This is a genomic window from Streptomyces viridochromogenes DSM 40736, assembly GCF_000158955.1.
Lineage (GTDB): Bacteria > Actinomycetota > Actinomycetes > Streptomycetales > Streptomycetaceae > Streptomyces > Streptomyces venetus.
In genome coordinates, this window is the sequence record NZ_GG657757.1 from 128,106 (window position 1) to 151,613 (window position 23,508).

Here is a 23,508-nt window from a genome sequence, read left to right on the forward strand (position 1 = left end):
CCGGGCGAAGGACGACAAGGGCCGGCTCGACGGGAACGAGTTCCTGTCCGTGCAGGCCAAAGAACGCTACGACAAGGATCCGGAATACCGGCCGCCAGAACTCGAGCTGTATCTCAACGATACGGTGCCGGACCGGCTGGAGCCGTGACTTCCGCCAGGAGGGCCGCACTTCGGCGACGGATTCCGCACATAGCCGGGAGGAGAGTGGCACCATGCCGATGCTGCTGATCAAAGGTACGTACAAAATCATCGGGGCGAGTCCTGACGGGGACTCCGTCCGCTTCTACCCGGACAACCCCGACCAGTGGGATCTCCTGCGCGGGCGGCGCGTACGGCGCAATCGCGCAGGTGGCGCTCAGCTCCGGCTCGACGGCATCGACACCCTGGAGACCCACTACAGCCCGCCCCGCGGCCCCGAGTTGCACCAGCCGGCACCCTTCGCCGGCCGGGCCGCGGACGAACTGCTGGCCTGGCTGGGTTTCGAAGACGTACAGCGCGACACCCACGGCATCGTCACCAGCAGCAACCCCGACTCCCGGCCCGGTTACATCCTCACCCGCAACGCGGACGTCCACGGGCGCTGCGTCGCCCTCGCCGGCCGCGGCACCGATGCTCCGGGCTCCAGCGGCGAGTTCGTCACCGTCACCACGGAGCATCTGCGGGAGACGGTCAATCACCACCAGCTCGCGGAAGGCCTGGCCTATCCCACCTTCTACCGCAAGCTGTTCGTCGATCTGCGGCAGGAGATGACCGCGGCGGCCCAGCAGGCCAGGGAGGCCGACAAGGGCCTGTGGCCCAAGGACCAGACCCTCAGCGGAGTGAAGGTGGAGGGGATGTCCACCCTTACCGACAGCGCGGTGCTGCTGCCCAAGCTCTTCCGCCGGCTGGCCGACTACCTCCAGCTCAACGACGGTGACCCTTCGCTGGAGGGCCTGCCCGCCTACCTCGAGCAGCGCGAGGACCGGCTGTTCATCCTCTCGACCGGGCAGTGGACCGGTTTCGACACCGTCGTCCAGGCCAGCAACGGGAACACCGTGCGGCTCACTCACGACCCCGAGGACCTCGTCTTCGACGAGAAGTAGCCGGTCGAGGAACGTGCGGGAGCGCTGCGATGAACCTCTTGCCTGTCGAGATCAAGGTCAACGTCGAGAGCGACGTGAGAGCGGCGCTCGCGGTCCTCGGCGGCCCGCACGCGACGACGACACGCCAGATCTGGTTCGCCGAGGACCGGGGCGGCGTCGCCGAGGGGCGCGTTCCTCTGCTGGAGGGCGGCGTGATCGTACGGTTCAGGAGCGGGGGCGGTCCGGACGAGCTGACGGTCAAGTTGCGTCCGTGCACGCCGGAACAGCTGGTCGGCCGGTTCTCCGCCCCGTTCGACGCGGATCATCTCACGTACAAGATCGAGCACGACTGGTCGGGGAGCCACCATGTGCTGGCTGCCTCGCTGGCGCACGGTCACCCACCGGGCACCCTGTCGGACGCGGTGGCGCCGGGGTCCGATCCCGGTGCGCCGATCGACGCGGTGCAGGACCAGTTCCTGCATACCTGCAGGCCCACCGTCGCGATCGATGGGCTGGTCGCGCTGGGGCCGGTCCTGTCGACGAAGGTCGACGACGTGCCACTCGACGACCTGGAGGTGGATCTGGAGGCCTGGTCGGTGGCCGGTCTGGAATTCCTGGAGGCCTCGATCCGGGTGAAGCCCAAGGACGAGGACGACGCCGAGAAGCTCAGCAAGCGGGCCGAACGCAAGCAGCGAAAGCTGGAGGAGGCGGTGAAGGCGCGCGGGGTGGTGCTCTCCGAGCGCCCCGAGAACAAGACCGGACGCGTCCTCACCGCCTTGGCGGCAGCCTGGCAGCCCTGACTTCGGCTACAGGGCCACATGTTCTCCCGTTCCTCAGGCGTCGGCGTGGTGGCGCCAGGCCATCCTGCGCGGGGCGGCATGGTGCACGGGCTCACTCCAACGGGTGGACTGCTGACGCCACAGGCACAGATACGTCGTGGACAGCAGAGCGGTGAACACCGCCAGCAGCACCACCGATACCCACATCTGCCGGCTTCCAGGGTCGTCCCATCCCGCCACCGCGGCCGAAGCGGCCCACAAGACGGCACCCCCCGAGTAGAAGGTGCGCATCCTGCGCAGTTGCCGCAGGGCTCGGACGGACTCAGCGTGATCAGTTTCCGGTGCCATGCCGCGCAGGTACCCCGATACACGCACTCCATCAGCCCCCCGCAAGCTCCATATGACCGCGTCGGCTCCCAGCGCCTTGGCGTGGGCGGTGTTGTGCGCCTGCGCGGTAGTGATCACGCGGGGCCGGCCAGTGCCGCGAGCTGCACGGCGAACCCGCCGACGCCGCCCGCGCCGCCGGTGATCAGGACGGTGTCGTCCGCGCCGAGGCGCAGGCGGCCGACCACCGCCTGGTAGGCACTGGCCGGGCGTCACGGCAGGGCTGACCTCGACCTTCCACCCCTCGCTTCCGCCTCTTGCGCCGGGCTCGACGCGGAGATCCTCGCACCGACTCACCACAGGTCGCATATCGTCTTATATGTGGCAGATGATGGCGATGGGATCGGTGTCGAGACGTCGCTGGAGGAGGCGCTCAGCGCCACGGTGCGCCGTACCGGGGCCTCGGCGGCTGGTGTGTACCTGTTGTCGGCGGACGAACCGGTCCTGGGGCTGGCGGCGGTGTGCGGGATGCCGGTGGCGGCCGCGGCGCCGTGGTGGCGGGTGGCGGTGTCGGCCGCGGGTCCGCTGTCGGAGGCGGTGCGGGAGGACCGTCTGGTGTGGGTGGGGCGACAGGAGGATCTGGCGCGCCTGTACCCGAACGCCGCGGCAGGGCTGCCCTACCAGTTCGCGCTGGCCTTCGCCCCGCTGCACGGAGCCCGCCGGTGGGGAGCGCTGGCGCTGGTCTGGTCCGCGAGCCACCCGCCGTCCCTGACCCAGCGGGAACGCGGGCACATTCAGTCCAGTGCCCGGCGCATCACTCAGGTACTGGACGAATCGCCGGTCCCATGGAGCGTCCCGGATCAGCCCTGGGCCGTACCCCTGCGCCATCCGGGTCCGGACGCGGCGCAGACCGGGCTGGCCGCCGCCGACCTCGTCCAACGGCTGCCCATCGGCACCCTCAGCCTCGACCTGGAAGGCCGCATCACCTACCTCAACGCCGCTGCCGCCCGGCTGCTCGGCCGCAGGGCCGAGCGTCTCCTGGGCACTCTGCCGTGGCAGGCCGTGCCCTGGCTCGACACCCCGGTCCACGAGGACCACTACCGCACCGCGGTCTTCAGCCGTGAGCCCGTCGCCTACACCGCGCTGCGCCCACCTGACGTATGGCTCGACTTCCAGCTCTACCCGAACGTCAGCGGCATCAGCGCCCTCATCTACCCCCACCACCAGCAGCAGTACCCGGACGCACCAGCGCCGCGCACCACCGCACCCCTCGGCCCCGCCTCCGAGGGCGCCAGCACGGGGCGGATCCACCAGCTGACCCATCTGGCAGCGGCCCTGAGCCAGACCGTCACCGTCGCCGACGTGATCCACGTCGTCGCCGACCAGATCGTGCCCGCTTTCGGCGCTCAGGGCATGGTCATCTCCACCATCGACGCCGGACGCCTGAAGATCACCGGGCACCGCGGCTACGATCCGCGCAGCGTCGCACGCCTGGACGGTTTGCCCGTGGACACCGACGTGACGCCCGCCGGCCACGTCCTGCAGAGCGGTATCCCGGCCTTCTTCGCCGACCCCGGCGAGATGGCCCGCGCCTACCCGCAGGCGCCCGCCCTCAGCGGCAAGCAGGCCTGGGCCATGCTGCCCCTGGTCGTCTCGGACCGCCGGGTCGGCTGCTGTGTGCTGTCCTACGACCATCCCCGCCAGTTCAGCGCGAGCGACCGTGCCGTACTGGTCTCACTGGGCGGACTCATCGCCCAGGCCATGGACCGGGCCCGCCTGTACGACGCCAAACACGACCTCGCCCACAGCCTGCAGCAGACCCTCCTGCCGGTCACCCTGCCCCACATCCCCCGGCTCACCGTCGCCGCCCGCTACCTGCCGGCCGCACACGGCATGGACATCGGCGGCGACTTCTACGACCTGATCCGCCTCAGCGACACCACCGCCGCAGCCGTCATCGGAGACGTGCAAGGACACAGCATCAACGCCGCGGCGCTCATGGGTCAGGTCCGCACCGCCGTGCACGCCACCGCCGGCACCCGCCCCGGCGAGGTCCTGGCCCGCACCAACCGGGTCCTGCTCGACCTGGAGACCGACCTGTTCGTCTCCTGCCTCTACATCCACATCGACCTCGCGGAGCGGTGTCTGCACCTGGCCAGCGCCGGGCACCCTCCCCCACTGCTGCGCACCCCCGCCCTCACCCCGCGCACCCGCGTGCTGGAGGTGGAGCCAGGGCCGCTGCTCGGCATCGACACCGGCTCGGACACCCACTACCCCGTCACCACGGCGCCGCTGCCCCCAGGATCACTCCTCGTCCTCTACACCGACGGCCTCGTCGAAACCCCCGAAGTCGACCTCACCGAGTCCATCGCCGCCCTCGCCCGCCACCTCACCAGCAGCGGCAACCAGTCCCTCGACGCTCTCGCCGACAGCCTCATCCACCACGCCCTCCCCCGGCACACCCACACCGACGACATCGCCCTGCTCCTGCTCCACATGCAGTGACGGCGGATCGCCGCCTCCTCACGTCTGACGCGGACTGGGGGCATGACCGAGGGGCCACGCGGACCGTCCCAGCGGACCGTTCCAGGCTGCCAGCGTCTGTGCAGGTCAGTGGGGGTTCCAGCGTTCCAGCGTCCCGTGATGACCGCCGTTTGTGGCGAGCGGGACGGATCGCGGAGCAAGCTGCGGTCATTCCAGCAGACCGCTGGACGACCCACTTCCGCACGATGGAGATCTCAATGCGTTCGCGCTTTGCCGCCCGCCCGAGCCGCCCCGCCCGCCTCGCCCTGATCGCAGTCGCCGCGGTGGCACTCACCGCCACCGCGACCGTCAACGCCACCGCCGACAGCCGGAGCAGCACCGCACGGGCCTGCGGGACCAAGGACCTGAACTTCAAGGTCAGTTCCGAGACGCAGGCGGGTGGCTACCTCCTCGTCACCGCCAAGGCCAAGTCCGGCGTCACCTGCTACCTGAAGGGCGTCTTCCCCTCCGCGTCCTTCGGTTCCTCCGCCGACACCGAGGTGGCGCCGGCCGAGCAGGCGGTCAGCGAGAACGTCACGCTGTCCGGCTCCACCGCCGCCTACGCCGGCATCAACCCCAAGACCACCAACAACGACTTCGGCAAGGAGTTCGAGCGGCTCCACCTCTCCGTCGCGGGCGACGAGACCAACTCCATCACCCTCAACCTCCCCGAGACGGTCAAGGTCGACCGGCCCATCGCCACCAACTGGCACGCCGATCCCGCCGAGGCGGTCCCCTTCTCCGACTGACCCCGCCCGTCCTCGCCCCGGTCGACGGACACACCGTCGGCCGGGGCAACCCGCACGGCGCAGGCTCAACCGTCGGCTTGCCGTAACCGCAAGATTCCGTGCCGGGTCTCTGGGTGCCGGGTCTGCCGCCCGGTGAGGCGCTGGACCTCGGGTGCGGCGACGGTGGCGACGCGCTGTGGCTCGCCGGTCAGGGGTGGCAGGTCACCGCCGTCGACATCTCGGCCGTCGCGGTCGAGCGGCTCGCCGCCCTCGCTCACTCGCATGCTCTGGGCGACCGTGTCTGCACGGTGCGCGGCGACTTGCACAAGTCCTCCCCGCCCGGCGAGTTCGACCTGGTCTGCGCCCACTACCTGCACACCCCCTTCGGTCTGGACCGGTCGACCGTTCTGCGCTCGGCCGCACACGCCCTGCGACCGGGCGGACGGCTGCTGGTCGTCGACCACGGCTCGACGGCTCCGTGGTCGTGGAACCAGGATCCGGACGTCCGGTACCCGAGCCCGCTGGAGGTCGCCGCCGGAATCGGTCTGGCCCCGGCGACATGGACGGTCGAGCGGGCCGACGCACCGCGCCGGATCGCGACCGGACCGGACGGGCATACCGCCGAGGTCACCGACCACGTCCTCGTCGTCCGCCGTACGGCCTGACCCGGCGCGGTGCGTCGGCCCGGACGGAAGGGAGGGGACCGCTGTGCCCAGCACCACCCGCCGCGACCGGCGTGGTGACACTCCGCCGCCGCGGACCGGAAACTGTGAGACCGAGGTCCTGCGCGGATTCCTCGACCCCCTGCGGACTTCGATCGCCGCGAAGATCGACGGCGCACCTGAACCCCGCTTTCCGGGCCGCGTCGGCGGACAGCGTGGCGGATGTGGTGGCCCGGTGCCGAGATGCGGTCGGGCGCGCGAACGGCGTGCTCGGCGGGAGGAGACCGGCCGTCACGCGGGCCACGCGGACATCCTCCGGGAACTGATCGACGGCTCGACCGGCCGCTGATCCGCGGTCGGGTGCGCGGCGGTGCGGCATGTGCCGTAAATGGTGCCGACTGTCGGGGAAGTGGTTTTTCGGAAAGTGACGCAGCCGCACCCGACGGTCTGGTAGTTCTGGGCCTCACCTGGCGGCCGGGGGGCCGCCGTACGAGGGGGGATGTCATGTCGAGGAGCAGGACTGCGGGGGTGCTGACCGTTGCGGTACTCGTCATCGTCTCGACGCCGCTGGTGTGGTTGCTGGGCAGCCCGGACGCGGGGCAGTTGGTCGGTGCGTCCGTCCAGGCGGCCACAGGGGTGGCGGCGTTGGTGTGGGCCCTGCTCCAACGGGCGTCGGACGGTTCCGGTTCCGCGCGGCGATCCCGGGACCAGAACGTCGCGGTGGCCACTGGGCGGGTAGAGGCCGAGGGCGGCGCCATCGCCTCCACGGGTGTGCGTCGACCGGCCGGGGCGCCGGGCGGATCGGCGCGGGCCGAGCGGACCGGTGACGCTGTCGCCCGTGGTGAGGGCAGCCGGGCGAGCAGCGGCGTCGACTTCGGCGAGTAGAGCGGACGGTGGAGCGGCGAGGGGGAGGCACATGGGACGCGGGACGGGTGGCCGCAAACGCAAGCAGGGCGGCAAGGCGGCGGGCAAGGGGCGATCGCCCAAGCGGCCCGCCGTCCCGCCGGACACACGATCCGGCGGGACATCCGCTGTGGCGGCGCACACGGGCGACGCCCGGGCCACGGACGGTGCCACCGCGGTGACGGGTCTGCGGGGCCCCGGGGCCGGCCAGGGGGCTTCGGTCCGCCGTACCGGGAATGCCCGTGCGAGCGGCCCCAACTCCCTGGCCGTCTCGGGAGCGGTCACCGTGGTGCAGGCTCCTTCGGAGCCGCTTCAATGGCCGCTGGTGGTGGGAAACCCGCCGACGCCGGCGTCGCCCTTCCAGGAACGCGCCGAGGTCCGCGAACGCATCGAGGCGGCGCGGAACCGGCACGCCACGGTGGTGCTCACCCAGGTGCTGCGCGGCGGTGGCGGAGTGGGCAAGTCCCAGCTTGCCGCCAAGCTGGCCTGGGAAGCGCTCGACGGGGGCGCCGACCTGGTGGTGTGGGTGAACGCGGCCTACCCCGGCCAGGTGGTCGCCGAGTACGCCGCTGCCGCCCGCCGGGTGGAGGCGCGCGGTGCGGACGGCCAGGACGCCGAGGTCGACGCTCGGGCGTTCCTGGACTGGCTGTCCGCCACCCGGCGGCGGTGGTTGGTCGTCCTGGATGACGTGGCCGACCCGAAGGCGCTCGCCACCTGGTGGCCTCCGGCGTCGTTGCGGGGCCGTGGCCGTGTGCTCGCCACCACCCGGCGCAGGGACGCCGAACTGTTCGGTGGCGGCCGCGCGGTGGTGGACGTCGAGGGCTACACCTCCGAAGAGGCCCTCGCCTATCTGGAAGGCCGGCTGGCGGAGGCCGGTGCCGGCCACCTGCGGGACGGGACGCAGGCCGACCTCGTGGCCGCGTTGGGGTTGCTGCCGCTGGCGCTGTCGCACGCCGCCGCCTACATGGTCAATGAGGACGTGGCGTGCGGGCAGTACCTGCGGCTGTTCCAGGATCGTCACCGGCTGCTGGACGAGGTGCTTCCCGCCAGCGCGGACACCGAGGGGTACGGACGACAGGTCGCCGCGGCGCTGCTGCTGTCCCTGGACGCCGCTCAGGCCTCTGCCCCGGTGGGGCTCGCGGTGCCCGCGCTGCGTCTGATCGCCCACCTCGACCCCGCAGGCCACCCTCGCGAGTTGTGGCACAGCGGGTCGGTGCTGCGCTATCTACGCGCTCATCGTGAACCGCGCCGACGCTTCCTGCGGCCGCGGACCGGTCCGGAGCAGGCACGCGCCGTTCTGCGTCTGCTGCACTGTTACGGACTGATCACCGACGACTCGGCGCACGGCAGGCGGGCGGTTCGGCTGCATGCGCTGACCGCCCGGGCAGCGCGCGAGACGGTGCCCGGCCGGGATCTGCCCGCGACCGTGCGAGCGGCCACGGAAGGGCTTGAGGAGCTGTGGCCGGAGCTCGACCAGACCGATTCCGGCCTCGCGGCCGTGCTGCGCTCCAACACCAGCGCCCTGGCGGCTTGCGCCGAGGACACGTTGTGGGCCGACGACGATGCCCGGCTGCTGCTGTGGCGTGCGGGCAAGAGCCTGCTCGACGCGGGGGCGTTCAGCACCGCGTTCGCCTACTGGGAGGAACTGACCGAACAGGCCGGACGGCGGCTGGGCCAGGGCCACCGGCACACCCTGCTGGCCCGCAACAACCTGGCCTCCGCCTATGGGCAAGCCGGCCGCATCAAGGACGCCATCGCCCTTCAGGAACGCGGTCTCGCCGACTGTGAGCGGGAGCTCGGCAGCCGGCACCGGGCCACTCTCATCGCCCGGGCCAACCTGGGCGTCTCCTACCAGCAGGCCGGTCGCATCAGCGAGGCCCTCGACGTGCTGGAGCAGGTCGCTGCGGACCGCGAGCGGCATCTCGGCACCGGTCATCCCGACTTCGAGAACTCCCTGATGAACCTCGCTCCTTGTTATTGGCATGTCGGCCGCACCGACGAGGCGATCGACATACTGGAGCGCATCGACCGGGGCCGGGGTCGCGCCGACGACCCCAACACGCTTACGGTGCGTTACGTCCTGGCCCAGTCGTACCACCTCGCCGGGCGCACGCACGAGGCGATCCGCCTGATGGAGCGGGTCATCGCCGACCGCGAACGTCAACTGGGGCCCGACCACCCGGAGACGCTCGCCGCACGCGGCAGCCTCGCCGCGTGCTACTTGGAGGGTGAGCGCAGCCGGGAGGCCATCGCCCTGCTGGAGCCCAACGTCGCCGACTGGACGCGCCTCCAGGGGCCCCGGCACCCCAGCACCGTCTCCAGCCGGGCTCATCTCGCCAACGCCTACTGGAAGGCGGGCCGCCGAACGGAGGGGATCGCCCTGCTGGAGACGGTCGTCGCCGATCGCCGGCGGCTGTTTCCCCCGTCGCATCCCGAGACCGTGAAGATGGCTGCCATGCTGCGGCAGTGGCAGCGGGAACACAGGCCGCGTCGACGTTGACCGGGCTTCCACGGACCTCAGCGTCCGAGGAGGCGAAGCGCTACCGCGAGCCCAGCGAGCAGTTGTTCGCGAGGGTCGCCGGACTTCGCCCGGCGGGCAGGGCGACGGTGCGGGAGGCGGGCGGCCGGTGTCCTGATCCGAGCCAGCCTTCCAGGGCCGTGAACGCCGTGCGGTGGCACGGCGTGAGCGGACGCAGTCGATCCGGGTAGGTGTCGACCAGGGAGTCGGTGTGGGTGCCGCCCTCGATGCGGTAGTAGCGGTGCAGGTGACCGCGCCCGGCCTGGCGCACCATGCGGGCGTAGACGTCGGAGTCCCGGCCGATCGGCAGCAGGACGTCCAGGGTGCCGTGCAGGGTGATCAGCGGTTTCCCGATGCGTCCGGTGAGACCGATCTTCTGCACGGCCCTCCTGACCTCGTCGGGGCGGGCCGCGTAGTCGTAGTCGGCGTCACAGGCCGGCGTGCCCGACGTGCAGTAGGGCGTGCCCGCCTCGGTGGGTCCGTCGAAGCCGGGGTCCAGTTCCTCGCGGTAGATGCGCTGGGTCAGGTCCCAGTAGACCTCGTGGTGGTACGGCCAGAGGAACTCGGACCCGGCCGGGAATCCGGCGGCGTGCAGGGCACTGCGCGCCTCGTCGGCTCCTTCGCCGTGGGCGGCGTACACGGGGTAGTTGCGCAGCGCGTCGGGCAGGAAGTCGAGCAGGGTGGGGCCGTCGGAGCGCCAGAGGGTGCCCTCCCAGTCCACTCCCCCGTCGTAGAGGCCCGGGTGGTTCTCCAGCTGCCAGCGCACGAGGTATCCGCCGTTGGACATACCGGTCACCAGAGTGTGTGACGGCGGACGGTGGTAGTGCCGGGCGACCGTGGCCCGGGCCGCTCGGGTGAGCTGGGTGAGCCGGTCGTTCCACTCGGCGATGGCGTCGCCGGGTGTCTTCCCGTCCCGGTGGAAGGCGAGGCCGGTGTTGCCCTTGTCGGTGGCGGCGTAGGCGTACCCGCGGGACAGCACCCAGTCGGCGATGGCCCGGTCGTTGGCGTACTGCTCGCGGTTGCCGGGGGTGCCCGCGACCACCAGACCGCCGTTCCACCGGTCGGGCAGGCGGATCACGAACTGGGCGTCATGTCTCCAGCCGTGGTTGGTGTTGGTGGTGGAGGTGTCGGGGAAGTAGCCGTCGATCTGGATGCCAGGGACGCCGCTGGGGACGGCCAGGTCCTTCGGGGTCAGACCTGCCCAGTCGGCCGGGTCGGTGTGACCCGAGGCGATCGTGCCGGCCGTGGTCAACTCGTCCAGGCAGGCGGCCTGCTGGTGCTCGGCTCCCGGTACACGCGCCTTCGTCGGGTGGTCGCAGTGGCTGCCCTGGCTCGCCGGTGCCGCCGTGGCGGGAGTGATGGCGGGGGCGGGGCCGAGCGTGAGGGCGGCCAGGGCGAGGGCCACTGGACCGGTTCTTCGCCAGGAACGTGGTGTGGAACGAAGGGAGAGACGCATGGGTGTGCCTCCGCGATCGCGTACAAGGACGTGCCGGAGGTTATGACGCCTGTTCGCTGCTCCATATAGGGGTGCCGACCACCATTGCCAAGCGGCGGATGGTGGCCGGCACCACGCAGCCGAGGGACGGAAGGGCGCTGGGCCCGTCGGCGCTCCTGCCCTACGCGACCTACAACGCATCGGGCCATGTAGGGCCGTCACACAGGTTTTCGTCAAGCGTGGCCGCCCCGCCCATGCCCCCGCCGGCGGGCGCACCCCGATGATGCACGCCACGCCGGTCACCGGACCCCTGCAGGTGTCGGCGACACGAAGCGTCCCCCACATCAGGAGGCAGTCGTCATGGGACAGTCGCATCCTCCGTTCCGCTTCACCGAAGGCCGCCGCCTCATCGGAGGCATCCGCCGTTGGGTCACCGCCACTGCGGGGGCTCTGGCCCTGACCGGTGGTCTGATCGCCGGGAGCCCGCAGGCGTCCGCCGCGGGGCTGACCCAGGTCACCGGCTTCGGCACCAACCCCGGCAACCTGTCGATGTACACCTACGCGCCCGACGGGCTGCCGGCCGACGCCCCGCTCGTGGTCGCCCTGCACGGCTGCACGCAGAGCGCGAACGACTACTACGCCCACTCCGGCTGGCCGAAGTTCGCCGACACCTTCGGTTTCGCCCTGGTCTTCCCCCAGACGAGCAGCGCCAACAACGCCAACTCCTGCTTCAACTGGTTCGAACCGGGCGACAGTTCGCGCGGGCAGGGCGAGGCGCTGTCGATCAGGCAGATGGTCGACAAAGCGGCCGCGCTCTATGGCAGCGACACGCGACGGGTCCACATCACCGGGCTGTCGGCCGGCGGCGCCATGACCGCGAACATGCTCGCCGCCTACCCCGACGTCTTCGCGGGCGGCGCCATCGGCTCCGGACTGCCCGCGCGCTGCGCGAGCGGTGTGGCAGCGGCGTACACCTGCATGTACAGCCCGCCGGACAAGAGCCCGGCCCGATGGGGTGACCTGGTGCGCTCCGCCGCTCCCGCCGGCACGTCCTCCTGGCCGCGCGTCGCCATCTGGCAGGGCACCGCCGACACCACGGTCAAACCCGCCAACGCCACCGAGTTGCGCGACCAGTGGACGAACGTGTGGGGCATCGGCCAGACGCCCTCCCGCACCGAGAGCCTCGGCGGGGGCGCCACGCTGAGCGTCTACGACGACGTCTCCGGCCGGCCCGCCGTCGAGGTCTACTCGGTCGCCGGTATGGGGCACGGGCTGGCGGTCGAACCGGGCGGCGGCGCCGAGCAGTGCGGCAGCACCGGCACCTACTACCTCGACACCCTGTGCTCCAGCTACCACACCGCCCGCTTCTGGGGCCTCGACGACGACCGAAGCACCGCCGCACTGCCCGCACCCACGGGCTGAGGGCTCACCGGAACCACCGACAGCACCGCCACCTCGAACTACGGGTTTGGGCCCGCCCGGCGCGAACAGCGCGTCGGGCAGGCCCACTTCCTCGGGTGCGGTGCGATGCGGTACCGGTCAGTCCACGATCAGCCCGGCACCCGGCGCCGGTGCCCGGCCCACGAGCAGGCCGCCGAAGTTCCCCTCGACCTCGGCCTTCTCCGCGGTGTTGGGATACGGGTTGGTGCACGCGGTGCCCGCGCTGGAACCGGACATGAGGCTTGAGCACGGTCCGGGCTTGCGGTCCGGCAGGCCGAGGATGTGCCCGAGTTCATGGGCGGAGATACGGATCGTGTTGTAGCCCTGATCGACGGCCTGGCGACCGATGTACACGGTTCCGTTGCCCAGGGTGGTGGGCAGGGCGCGCGGCCAGCCGTTGTCCGCCAGAACCCGTATGTTCGCGCGTTGCCCGGAGGCGGCCGGGCGCAGCTCGACGGTGTCGACACTCTCGTTCCAGATCGCCGCGCCCCGGTCCACCGCGCTCCTGAACTCCGCGGAGCCTGCGGCGTCGTAGGTGAGGACATGGGCCGCCAGGGGGCTGCCCGCCGTGTCGTGGGGAGCGGCCAGGGCCTGGGCGCCCGTCAGGGACATGGACACCAGACAGGCGGCGGCCAGGCCACCGGTCAGCATGCGGACGTGCATGATCGACCTCCTTGTGGGGAAAGGCAGTCGTGCTCATGACATTCTCTCGCTCACTGCCCGGCGGAGGCGGAAACCAATCCGTCAATCCTGGCCCGACGGTGCCAGTTCCACATGACCGCGCTGCACTCCGGCACCTTCGCCGGCGCTCCGGCCACCGGAAAGCGCGTGAAGTGGGACGAGATCGGGGTGCTGCACTTCGACGACCCCGGGCAAGATCACCGACCTGTGGTTCATGTGCCAGGAGCCGAGCCTCGCCGTGCGGATCGGCTACCAGGTCCGGCTGCACTGAGCTCCTGTTCGGCCCCACGGGGCCATAACTCTCGGCCGACGTCCAGCACATGACATGGTTCGGCGCGAACAACCGGCTCGGACTGTCCGTACCATCTCTGCATCAAGGCACTTTGCGTACAGCACGGTCCCGCCGACGAGAGGTCAGCACCATGTCCGAGACAACGACTCCCGCCACTGAACTGGCATCGCAGTACATCACTCAGGTGACCGGCGACCTGGCGGCGAACGTCAAGGAGCAGGAACGGATCAGTGCGGAGATCGCGTCCCTGCAGGAGCAGTTGGCCACCTTGCAGCGTGACCACACCGTGCTGGTGAACATGCAGCAGGCGCTCGGCGTCACGAAGGTGCCTGCCGAGCCCGCGGCCGAACTTCCGAGCGCCGCGGTGCCCGCTCCGCGACGGAAGAAGGCCGACGCCGCCACCGGCGGCAAGCAGAAGGCACGCAAGTCCACCTCCGCGCCGCGCAAGGGGGCGGCCAAGAAGCCCGCGGCGAAGACGGCGAGCGCGGCCAAGGCGGAGAGCGCGGCCAAGACGGCGAAGGCCACCCAGCCCACCCTGGTCGAGCTGATCCGCCGCCACCTCGCCGAGCAGAAGGAACCCCGCTCCGCCGCGGAGATCTCGACTGCGCTCGGTGAGACCCACCCCGATCGCGACATCACCGCCAAGGTCGTCCGCGTCACGCTCGAGGGTCTCGTGGCCAAGAGCCAGGCCGAGCGCAGCAAGCAGGGCAGGTCCGTCTTCTACACCGCGCCCGCATCGGAGCCGGCGGCCGCGCCCGAGGAGGCCGGGGCACGGTCCGCAGGCGCCGACGGATGACAACCTGCCCGCTGGACTGACCGGTCGTCCACCGAGTCACCGGACGGCAGCGGCCCCCACGCGGAGTACATGATCGCGCAGGACAGGCAGTTCGGAGCGGATCCTGGCGACTTCGTTCATGTCGACTTCGTGTCGACGTCCACCGTCACCGTCTCCGCCGCGGTGCCGGCCTCGCCCAGGACGGTCCCCCACGGGTCGACGGCCGCGCTGTGTCTCGTAGCAGATGGCGAGGCCGATCACGCCGAGGTCGGTGGGCACGGTGACGTCGTCGCCGATTCGGCCGCGGACCAGCGAGGCCGCGAGGTGCCGGCGTTCGCCGGCGGAGTCCGAGTCGGACGCGGATCCCGCCTGTTCAGGACGGGCCCGGGTACTACGCGGCGTCGTGGATGACGAGCTTGAACTCGGCGAGGGTCAGCAGGCGCGGGTTGGCGTCGTTGTGCGTGACGCGCAGTGCAAGCGGGGTGCCCGGGGTGACGAAGATGCCGTGGTTCTTGACGTAGTACTGGCCGCCGGGCGTGGGCGTGCGGTGCTCGGTCGCCGTGGTGTCGTCGGGGTGGGGAGTCAGGGCCAGTGGGTCACGGACGTACTGATCGCGCAGCTCGGTGTAGCCTCCGGTGCCGCCCGCGGCCTCCCACTGGATCAGCGCGTGCAGGTGGCCCCAGCCGGCCTTGGACGGCCAGATGAGGCCGCTGCGGTCGTCTGTCGCCCAGTCGCCCACCACGTAGCCGTCCGGCTGGACGGCCTGGTGCATCCCGAACCCGTCCGTCGGCTCCGCCGCACCGAAGGGGAACCGGACGATCTTGTACGTGTTTCCCGGTGCGATCAGCTGAGGGGTGTCGACCTTGAGGGAACAGACCTGTACTCCGGGGGCAGCGCCGGCATCCGTAGCCATGGCTCAGAACTGCCCCGCTTCGGCCTGGGGCATGCGCCCTCAGGGTTCGCACACCAGGCCGGTGACGTGTGCGGTGACCGTGTCGATGATGCTCGTCCAGGTGGTGTCGTCGCCGAGCACGAGGTAGTTGAGGGTGAGGCCGTCGGTCATGGCGGCCAGGTAGCGCGCCAGGACGGGGGCGGGTACGCCCAGGCGCAGGCCCATGGTCTGCCGTAGTTGGCCGATGAGTTCGCCGTACGCCTCGGCGTACAGCTCGTACTGGCGTCGTGCCAGATGTTCGAAGCCGGGCTGGCGCAGCGCGTACTGCGTGAGTTCGTACGTGAGCATGTGCTCGTCGGGGTGGGCGCGGACGTGGTCCCAGTACGCCCGGAAGCCGGCCCGGACGGTCTCCTCGAGGGTGGCCCTCGGCCGTAGGGCCTCCTTCACCACGGTCACGTAGTGCCCCGTGATGGTGGTGATGACGGACTCGATCAGCTCCTGCTTGGAGTCGAAGCAGTAGTGGACCACGCTCAGCGAGACGCCCGCTTCGGCGGCGATGGACCGGGTGGTCGTCCTGGGGACGCCGTCCCGGGCCATCGCCCTGATCGCCGCTTCGGTGAGCTGTCGCCGCCGCTCGGCGGACGGCAACCGTGCCATGGATCCCCTCTCGTGGGTGTCAGCCGCTGTGGACGCCGACCTCGTAGAGGGAGTAGCCCCACCCGGTGCCGCGTTCCAGTCCGTGGACGCGTACGTACCTGGCCGGTGTGGCGTCGAATCTCGCGGTGTCCAGGCCGCCGTCGCCCGCTGTCGTGGACCATGCGGTCCGCCAGTCGACTCCGTCGGTGGAGAGCTCGATGCGGTACGACTTCGCGTACGCGCGCTCCCAGTCGAGGGTGACCCGCGCGACGGGCCGGGTGGAGCCGAGGTCCAGCTTGTACCACTGGTCGTCGCTCCAGTCGCTCGCCCAGCGGGTGCCGCGGTCGCCGTCGACAGCGCGGTGCGGTGCGTAGCTGGTGAACAGGCTCCACTCGGAGGAACTGGCCGACGTGGCGGCGCCGCTCGCGAGATCGGCCCCGGTCTCGTGCTTCTCGGAGGCTGCCCAGGTGCCGAGGTAGGATTCGGCGCCGCGGAAGAGGTCGTCCACCACGTCCTGGCCGCCGACGCGGCGGATGTCCTCGATCCAGTCCGGGACGAGGCCGTAGTGGGCGGCGCCGTCGGTGTTCAGGTCCCAGGTGCGCTGACCGGTGGTCTGCCGGTCGATGACGGAGCCGCCGTCGACGCTCTTGAAGGGGTATGTGACCTTGTTGGGGGCGTCCGCGCCGCGCGGGCCCGGCCAGCCGCCGACGCCGTTCATGTCGGTGCCGTAGCCGTAGCCCACGCCGTACTTGTCGCGCAGGGCCTCGGTGCGCTTCGCCTCCGAGACGAAGCCCTCGGAGCCGTGCATGTACTGGGCGATGAAGCCGCCGAGGCCGTAGACCCGTTCGGTCCAGTCCATGTCCATCCAACTGTGCGAGGACAGCACACCGGGGTAGGACTCGGACTCGAAGATGTCGAGCACCCGGCCGGCGGCCTTGACGCTCATGTGATCGATCTCCAGCATCATCCCGCGTCTCATCATGCCGCGGGTGGCGTACTCGCCGAGTTCGGTGAGCCCTCGGACGTTGCACTGGGCGTCGGCGCTGTAGGAGGGGACCTCCTCGCCCGCGGGGAGCTTCTTCTCGGCCTGTGCGGCCGAGGCGTTGCCTATGGGATTGTCGTGCTGGGGGCCCGTGCACTTCTCGGTCTTCCAGAAGGTGCCGGTCGACAGGAACTGGCCGACGTTGATGGCCGTTCCGAGCGTGCCCGAGTCGAAGCGGACACCGCACAGCGCGTTGTCGAACTTGTGGCACAGGAACATGCTGCGCACGCCCAGCGCGTACAGCTCGTCCAGTCCCTTGTCGATGTCGGCCTTGCCGCACTGCGCGATGTCGAGGATCTGTTTGCAGCCGAAGGGCTCGGAGGTCTCCACGCCGAGGACGACCGCCAGCTTGCCCTGTTCGATGACCTTGCGGGCCTGGGCGCTGTCGGTGACGATCCGGAACCAGCCCTTGCCGGGGCCGCCGTACATCTTGTCGACGAAGGACTGCATGTCGTACGTCAGCTTGGCCTGGAGCCGGATGGACGTCATCTCGTCGCAGCCGCGGTTCTTGAAGAAGTACACGGAGCAGATGACGCCGTTGGTGACGAGGTTGTTGACCAGCACCCGCTGGCCGCCGCGCCAGGCGCGCTCCACCCAGGCGTAGTAGTTCTGCTGGTGGGTCAGCGAGTCGTGGGCCGGCCAGTCCTTGAAGGTGGGCCAGCCGACCGGGTCGTGCTTGCCGTCACCGCCGTTGGTGATGAAGTCGAAGACGGCGAGGGAGCCGTCCGGGTAATGCTCGGGACAGTCCTTGAGCGCGTCGGCGACGCCCTGCTCGGAGAACGGCTTTCCGCAGATCAGGCGCCCGCCGAAGGCCTCGTTGGAGAAGATGTGGTCGTGCGCGTCGACGAAGCCGCGCACCTCGCCGGTTGCGCTCGTGCCGGTGAAGGGCTCGCCCGTGACGTTGATCCCGGAGTCCGGCGCGGGACGTGCGGTGGGGACCCACCAGTCGGTGCCGACCGCCGAACTGGGCGTCGGGCCGAGTGCGATGGTGAGCACGAGCAGGAGGAGCGACGCCAGCGTGATGTTCTTGCGTCGGCGGTACGGGCGTCCGGCAGTGGTCACAGCCCACGTCCCTCGGTCGGCGGGATGGCGCGGTCGACTCGCCGGCCGTCCCCGGCCCCGAGGGCCGGGAGCGACACTCACGTTGTCATGACCTCGCCCAAGCTGCGATGAGAATGGCCACTACCGCTCAGCGAGTCAAGGGTCCGGGACAGATGACCTACTGACGGGAGATCAGTACACACAGTCCGGGTGTGCTTCTGACGCGTGGAGGGTGGATGATGCGCTGGGTGCCCGAACTCCTCACCCCCCGCCTGCGGTTGCGCCCCTGGCGCGACGACGATCTCGACCCGCTCGCCGAGATGTACGCGGACTCGGAGGTGATGCGGTACATCGGCGACGGCTCCGTGCGCACACGCGACGAGACGGCGGCGGGACTGGCCCGGATGCGGGCCGAGTGGGAGGAACGGGGCCACGGCATGTTCGCCGTCGAACTCCGCGAGACCGGGGAGCTGACGGGGTGGACGGGCACCACTGTGCCCGCCTTCCTGCCGGAGGTGCTTCCCGCCGTGGAGATCGGCTGGCGTCTCGCCCGCCGGTTCTGGGGCCGCGGCCTCGCCACGGAGGCCGCCCGCGCCGCTCTCGGGCATGCTTTCGACATCGTCGGCCTGGAACGGATCCTGAGCATCTGCAACGTCGGCAACGCCGCCTCGGAGGCCGTGATGCGCAAGCTCGGCATGCGTCTCGACCGTGAGACGGAGGTGCCCTCGCACGGTGCGCGTGTGCGGGTCTACGCGATCACTCGCGAGGACCACGCGAGCCGGCGCGACTGACACCCGATCGCTCTACTCGGTGCCGGTGCGGCCGGGGAGGAGGTCTCCCACCGCGCGCTTCACCTCCGTGATGCGGTCGAGGAGGACCGCCGTGTCGGTTTCCGGCCTGGTGCGCAGCAGTTGCTCGATCTGGGCGAGCCGCTCGGTGATCTCCGCGAGCCGGTCCGCGTCGCCCTCGGTCGAGCGCATCGCCAACTGGCGGTTCTTGCGGTACAGATCGAGAAAGACGTTGACCTTGGTGCGCAGCACCCACGGGTCGACGGGCTTGGCGATGAAGTCGGCGGCGCCGATCGCGTACCCCCGGTAGGCGTAGTCCGCGCCCCCCTCGGTCCCGGTCACCAAGATGATGGGCACGTCCTTGGTCTGGTCGAGACGTTTGATGTTGGTGGCCGTCTCGAAGCCGTCCATGCCGGGCATCCGGACATCCAGGAGGACGACCGCGAACTCCTGGCGCAGCATCGCCTTCAGTGCCTGCTCCCCCGAGCGCGCGCGGACCAGGTTCTGGTGCAGCGGGCCGAGTACGGCCTCGAACGCGATGAGGTTCTCCTCCATGTCGTCGACGATGAGGATGCTGGACGGATTGGCCAGGTTGAGGCTCATCACGCGTCCCTCGGCGGTTCGCCGGCACCGGCGTCCGCGTCCGGCGTTTCATCGGCGGCGACGCGCTCCTGCTCCGGTTCCGGACAGTCGTGCTGCGGGTCGAGCAGATCGCAGATGGCCGTCAGCAGGCGGTCGATGTTCACCGGCTTGGGCACGTAGTCGTTTGCGCCGCTGTCGATCGCCTTGTCGCGGTCTCCGGGCATCGCCTTGGCGGTGAGCGCGATGATCGGCAGGTGTGCGAGACGAGGAGTGTTCCGGATGGTACGGATGGTCTCGTAGCCGTCCATCTCCGGCATCATGATGTCCATCAGGACCAGGGACACATCAGGGGACCGCTCCAGGACCTCGAGGCCCTCCCGTCCGTTCTCCGCGTACCTCACGGTGATGCCGACGCGGCCCAGCGCATGGGTGAGAGCGAAGACGTTGCGGATGTCGTCGTCGACGATGAGGAGGCGGCTCCCCGCCAGGACGCGACCGGCGCGCCCGCTGAGCCATTCCTTGAGCCGCGTCGTCTCCGGCCAGGTGTCCTCGTGGCCTTCGCCGTTCGGCGGTGACTGCGTGCCCGCCTGGTCGTCCACCGGGTGGTCCGGAACCGGGACGTCGACGCTGAAGTTCCCCGCCAGGTCCAGCACTTGTTCCGGCGCCTCCTCCGCGACGGAAGCCGTCGATGCCCGGTTCTGCGCGGGAAGCGGGGGCGCGGTGCCGGCGGTGCGCAGGTCCGCCGGGCCCTGCACGGCGGTGGCGCCGGGGTGGAACGCGGGAATGTAGAGGGTGAAGCGGGACCCCACACCCGGCTCGCTCTCGGCGACGATCTTGCCACCGAGCATCCCGGCGATCTCTCGGCTGATGGACAGGCCGAGGCCGGTACCACCGTACTTGCGGTTGGTGGTGCCCTCGGACTGCTGGAACGCTTCGAAGATCATCGGAAGCTTCTCGGGGGCGATGCCGATCCCGGTGTCCCTCACGGAGAACGCGATGACGTGGTCCGCGTTCCTCAGCGTCTCCTCGGCGAACTGCATCCCCGCCACCCGGTTGACGCGCAGCTCCACACTGCCGTCGTGCGTGAACTTCACCGCGTTGGACAGCAGGTTGCGCAGCACCTGCTGGAGGCGCTGCTCGTCGGAGTACAGCTCGGCCGGTACGTCCTTCTCGACCGCGATCTCGAAGCCCAGACCTCGATCGATGGTGAGCGGCCGGAAGGTCGCATGAACGTAGTCGAGCAGCTTGATCAGCGGGAGCGTCTTCGGACGCACGTCCATCCGTCCTGCCTCGATCTTCGACAGGTCGAGGATGTCACTGATCAGCTGAAGCAGGTCCGACCCCGAGCGGTGGATGGTGGTCGCGAACTGCACTTCCTGGTCCGTGAGGTGACCGTCGGGGTTGTCGGCGAGCAGCCGGGCCAGGATCAGCAGGGAGTTGAGCGGCGTACGCAGCTCGTGCGACATGTTCGCGAGGAACTCCGACTTGTACTGCGACGCGGTCGCGAGCAGCGCGGCCTTCTCCTCGAGCTCCGCGTTGGAGCTCTGGAGCTCGTCCGAGCGTTCACGCAGCTCGGACGTCAGCCGCTGGGACTCCGACAACAGCGACTCAGTACGCGAGTTGGCGATGATCGTGTTGATCGAGACGCCGATCGTGTTGACGAACTGGTCGATGAAGGCCAGGTGCACATCGCTGAACTTGCTGAGTGAGGCCAGCTCGATCACTCCGAGCACCAGGTCCTCGAAGAGGATGGGCAGGATGACGATGCTGGCCGGGCGGGCCGTGCCGAGCCCCGAGTTGATCGTGATGTAGTCGGCCGGGGCGTCCGTGATGAGAATGCGCTTCTTCTCCTGCGCGGCCTGTGCGATCAGTCCACGGCCCGGGGTGCCGCTGCCGGGGAGCGGGCCGCCCCCGCCGGCCTGGTCGGTGCCGTAGCCGGCGATGAACTCAAGGCCCTCGCCGGCCGGCGCCCCCGCTTCTGACAGGAAGAACGCACCGAACTGTGCGTTCACCAGCGGAGTCAGCTCGCGCAGAATCAGGTCGGCGACCTCCACCAGGTCGCGGTGGCCCTGCATGAGCCCGGCCATGCGGGTCAGGTTCGACTCCAGCCAGTCCTTGGCGCGGGTGGTCTCGCGGAGGTTGGAGACCATGAGGTTGATGTTGTTCTTCAGTTCGGCGACCTCACCCTGTGCCTCCACCGTGATGGCGCGCGACATGTCACCCTGGGTGACCGCACTGGCGACCTCCGCGATCGCCCGGACCTGGGTGGTGAGGTTCAGGGCCAGCTCGTTGACGTTGGTGGTCAGCCGCTTCCACGTTCCGTAGACGCCCTCGACCCGGGCCTGGCCGCCCAGCTGACCCTCACTGCCGACCTCCCGTGCGACGCGGGTGACCTCGGACGAGAACGAGGAGAGCGTGTCGACCATCGTGTTGATGGTGGTCTTCAGCTCCAGGATCTCCCCGCGCGCGTCGACGTCGATCTTCTTCGACAGGTCGCCCTGGGCGACGGCCGTGGCGACCTGGGCGATGTTGCGGACCTGCGAGGTGAGGTTGTAGGCCATGAAGTTGACGTTGTCCGTGAGGTCCATCCACACCCCGGACGCCCCGCGGACCTGCGCCCGGCCGCCCAGCCGGCCCTCCGTGCCGACCTCGCGCGCGACCCGGGTGACCTCGTCGGCGAACGCCCGCAGCTGGTCGACCATCGTGTTCACGGTCTCCTTCAGCTGGAGGATCTCCCCGCGCGCATCGACCGTGATCTTCTTCGACAGGTCGCCGTTGGCGACCGACGTGGTCACCTGGGCGATGTTGCGGACCTGCGACGTCAGGTTCGACGCCATGAAGTTGACGTTGTCCGTCAGTTCCTTCCACACCCCCGAGACCCCGCGGACCTGCGCCTGCCCGCCCAGGTTGCCCTCGGTGCCGACCTCGCGCGCGACGCGGGTGACCTCGTCGGCGAACGCCGACAGCTGGTCGACCATCGTGTTGATCGTCGACTTCAGCTCCAGGATCTCGCCCTTGGCCTCCACGGTGATCGTCTTGCCGAGGTCGCCCTGGGCGACGGCCGTGGCGACCTGGGCGATGTTGCGGACCTGCGAGGTGAGGTTGTCCGCCATGAAGTTGACGTTCTCGGTGAGGTCCTTCCACACCCCCGAGACCCCGCGGACCTGCGCCCGGCCACCGAGCCGGCCCTCCGTGCCGACCTCACGGGCGACGCGGGTGACCTCGCCCGCGAACGCCGACAGCTGGTCGACCATCGTGTTCACGGTGCTCTTGAGCTGCAGGATCTCGCCACGGGCGTCGACCGTGATCTTCTGACTCAGATCGCCGGTGGCGACCGCCGTGGTCACCTGGGCGATGTTGCGGACCTGGGAGGTCAGATTCGACGCCATGAAGTTGACGTTGTCGGTGAGGTCCTTCCACACCCCCGAGACGCCCGGCACCTGTGCCCGGCCGCCCAGCTGCCCTTCGGTGCCGACCTCGCGGGACACCCGGGTGACCTCGTCGGCGAACGCGCGCAGCTGGTCGACCATCGTGTTCACGGTGAGCTTCAGCTCCAGCAGCTCGCCGGTCGCCTCGACCGTGACCTGCTGGGTCAGGTCGCCGCGCGCGACCGCCGTGGTCACCACCGCGATGTCGCGCACCTGCGCCGTGAGCCGGGAGGCCATCGTGTTGACGGCCTCGGTCACGTAGCGCCAGTCGCCGTCCAGCCCCTGCACCGTGGCCCGCCCGCCGAGGCGGCCCTCGGTGCCGACCTCACGGGAGACCCGCGTCAGCTCGCCGGTGAACAGCGACAGCTGCTCCACCATGCGGTTCACCCCGCACCCCAGGCGCCGTAGATCGCCGCGGAGCCGGCGCCGGCCGTCGTGCAGTTCGGCGCGCTGTGTCAGGTCGCCGTCAGCGACCGCGTCCAGTACGCGGGTGGCGTTCACGATGGGGACGGACAGCGACTCCAGCAGCATGTTGGCCGCGTCCACACTCGTCGTCCACTCCCCCTGGCCGGGGCTCGCCGCGAGCCGCTCGTCGAGCCGTCCCTGGCGGACCACCTCCCGGCGCACGCGGTCGAGCTCCGAAGCCAAGTGCGCGTTCCGCGCGGTGATCTGGTTGAACACCCCCGCAATCTCGGCGGGGACCCCGCCGGGCAGATCTCCTATCCGTACGGTGAAGTCACCGTCACAGAGGGATGTCATGGCCGCGAGGAGTGGACGCAGTTCGGCCACTCGCACCCACTCGCCGTCGGAGGCAGACGAGGGCGGCCCTGTGGTCTCGGGCCTGGATTCAGCGGTCTCCCGCTCCGTGAATCCTGGCTCGGGAGAAGCGAGTTCACGGTGAGTGGCAGAGTCCATGGCAGCACATTTCTTCGGGTAAAATTACCGGTGCTTCCCCTTTAGGCTACATTCGTCCTGTAT

The 23,508-nt window shown here is 70.1% G+C and carries 18 protein-coding genes and 1 pseudogene; 11 read left to right on the forward strand and 8 right to left on the reverse strand.

Going from position 1 to position 23,508, the window contains the following annotated elements; translation table 11 throughout:
* Positions 1 to 212 precede the first annotated feature (212 nt).
* Positions 213 to 1,082, forward strand: coding sequence for a hypothetical protein (locus tag SSQG_RS00640; RefSeq protein WP_003987704.1), 870 nt, complete (start codon positions 213 to 215; stop codon positions 1,080 to 1,082).
* Between the two features lie 29 nt (positions 1,083 to 1,111).
* On the forward strand, positions 1,112 to 1,861 hold the full coding sequence (locus tag SSQG_RS00645) for a hypothetical protein (RefSeq protein WP_039931706.1): 750 nt from the start codon (positions 1,112 to 1,114) through the stop codon (positions 1,859 to 1,861).
* A gap of 33 nt (positions 1,862 to 1,894) precedes the next feature.
* Here the strand turns inward: SSQG_RS00645 and SSQG_RS00650 are convergent, their stop codons facing one another.
* Entirely contained in the window at positions 1,895 to 2,188 is a 294-nt protein-coding gene (locus SSQG_RS00650; protein ID WP_039934574.1) for a hypothetical protein, read from the reverse strand.
* Positions 2,189 to 2,545: 357 nt separating this feature from the next.
* Between SSQG_RS00650 and SSQG_RS00655 the strand changes: the two genes are divergently transcribed.
* The 6 genes and pseudogenes from SSQG_RS00655 to SSQG_RS00680 all read left to right on the forward strand — a co-directional run bounded on the left by SSQG_RS00655 (position 2,546) and on the right by SSQG_RS00680 (position 9,480).
* Positions 2,546 to 4,669, forward strand: coding sequence for a SpoIIE family protein phosphatase (locus tag SSQG_RS00655; protein ID WP_003987707.1), 2,124 nt, complete (start codon positions 2,546 to 2,548; stop codon positions 4,667 to 4,669).
* Between the two features lie 236 nt (positions 4,670 to 4,905).
* On the forward strand, positions 4,906 to 5,436 hold the full coding sequence (locus SSQG_RS00660) for a DUF4232 domain-containing protein (RefSeq protein WP_039931707.1): 531 nt from the start codon (positions 4,906 to 4,908) through the stop codon (positions 5,434 to 5,436).
* Positions 5,437 to 5,534: 98 nt separating this feature from the next.
* A complete protein-coding gene (locus tag SSQG_RS00665; RefSeq protein ID WP_003987709.1) occupies positions 5,535 to 6,080 on the forward strand; it encodes a class I SAM-dependent methyltransferase in 546 nt (181 codons plus the stop codon).
* Positions 6,081 to 6,123: 43 nt separating this feature from the next.
* Positions 6,124 to 6,426: pseudogene (locus SSQG_RS00670) on the forward strand (DUF664 domain-containing protein).
* A gap of 155 nt (positions 6,427 to 6,581) precedes the next feature.
* Positions 6,582 to 6,962, forward strand: coding sequence for a hypothetical protein (locus SSQG_RS00675; protein WP_003987711.1), 381 nt, complete (start codon positions 6,582 to 6,584; stop codon positions 6,960 to 6,962).
* Between the two features lie 31 nt (positions 6,963 to 6,993).
* A complete protein-coding gene (locus SSQG_RS00680) occupies positions 6,994 to 9,480 on the forward strand; it encodes a tetratricopeptide repeat protein (RefSeq protein ID WP_106434135.1) in 2,487 nt (828 codons plus the stop codon).
* A 40-nt stretch (positions 9,481 to 9,520) separates the two neighbouring features.
* On the opposite strand, the gene SSQG_RS00685 is transcribed toward SSQG_RS00680, so the two are convergent.
* Positions 9,521 to 10,954: a 3-hydroxybutyrate oligomer hydrolase family protein gene (locus tag SSQG_RS00685; RefSeq protein WP_003987713.1), complete on the reverse strand. Its 1,434-nt coding sequence runs from the start codon at positions 10,952 to 10,954 to the stop codon at positions 9,521 to 9,523.
* A gap of 339 nt (positions 10,955 to 11,293) precedes the next feature.
* Here SSQG_RS00685 and SSQG_RS00690 point away from each other — a divergent pair, with 339 nt between their 5' ends.
* Positions 11,294 to 12,355, forward strand: coding sequence for an extracellular catalytic domain type 1 short-chain-length polyhydroxyalkanoate depolymerase (locus SSQG_RS00690; RefSeq protein WP_003987714.1), 1,062 nt, complete (start codon positions 11,294 to 11,296; stop codon positions 12,353 to 12,355).
* A gap of 117 nt (positions 12,356 to 12,472) precedes the next feature.
* Here the strand turns inward: SSQG_RS00690 and SSQG_RS00695 are convergent, their stop codons facing one another.
* Entirely contained in the window at positions 12,473 to 13,036 is a 564-nt protein-coding gene (locus SSQG_RS00695) for a snapalysin family zinc-dependent metalloprotease (protein ID WP_039931708.1), read from the reverse strand.
* A 440-nt stretch (positions 13,037 to 13,476) separates the two neighbouring features.
* Here SSQG_RS00695 and SSQG_RS00700 point away from each other — a divergent pair, with 440 nt between their 5' ends.
* Positions 13,477 to 14,142: a hypothetical protein gene (locus SSQG_RS00700; RefSeq protein ID WP_003987717.1), complete on the forward strand. Its 666-nt coding sequence runs from the start codon at positions 13,477 to 13,479 to the stop codon at positions 14,140 to 14,142.
* Positions 14,143 to 14,512: 370 nt separating this feature from the next.
* On the opposite strand, the gene SSQG_RS00710 is transcribed toward SSQG_RS00700, so the two are convergent.
* From SSQG_RS00710 to SSQG_RS00720, 3 genes are read right to left on the reverse strand one after another with little or no spacing between them, the layout of a single operon-like run.
* Complete coding sequence (locus SSQG_RS00710) at positions 14,513 to 15,034, reverse strand: hypothetical protein (protein WP_003987719.1); 522 nt, start codon at positions 15,032 to 15,034, stop codon at positions 14,513 to 14,515.
* Between the two features lie 39 nt (positions 15,035 to 15,073).
* Positions 15,074 to 15,670: a TetR/AcrR family transcriptional regulator gene (locus SSQG_RS00715; RefSeq protein ID WP_003987720.1), complete on the reverse strand. Its 597-nt coding sequence runs from the start codon at positions 15,668 to 15,670 to the stop codon at positions 15,074 to 15,076.
* A 19-nt stretch (positions 15,671 to 15,689) separates the two neighbouring features.
* Positions 15,690 to 17,753 (reverse strand): discoidin domain-containing protein, encoded by a 2,064-nt coding sequence (locus SSQG_RS00720; protein ID WP_039931710.1) that lies wholly within the window; start codon positions 17,751 to 17,753, stop codon positions 15,690 to 15,692.
* 215 nt (positions 17,754 to 17,968) lie between these two features.
* Between SSQG_RS00720 and SSQG_RS00725 the strand changes: the two genes are divergently transcribed.
* The gene (locus tag SSQG_RS00725; protein ID WP_003987722.1) at positions 17,969 to 18,523 is read left to right on the forward strand and encodes a GNAT family N-acetyltransferase; all 555 of its coding nucleotides are present in this window, start codon (positions 17,969 to 17,971) and stop codon (positions 18,521 to 18,523) included.
* 12 nt (positions 18,524 to 18,535) lie between these two features.
* On the opposite strand, the gene SSQG_RS00730 is transcribed toward SSQG_RS00725, so the two are convergent.
* Positions 18,536 to 19,123, reverse strand: coding sequence for a response regulator (locus tag SSQG_RS00730; protein WP_039931711.1), 588 nt, complete (start codon positions 19,121 to 19,123; stop codon positions 18,536 to 18,538).
* Positions 19,123 to 23,289 carry a HAMP domain-containing protein gene (locus tag SSQG_RS00735; protein ID WP_244298998.1) on the reverse strand — a complete coding sequence of 1,389 codons (4,167 nt, stop codon included), beginning with the start codon at positions 23,287 to 23,289 and terminating at the stop codon, positions 19,123 to 19,125. The genes SSQG_RS00730 and SSQG_RS00735 overlap by 1 nt, the downstream gene beginning before the upstream one ends.
* Between the last annotated feature and the right edge of the window lie 219 nt (positions 23,290 to 23,508).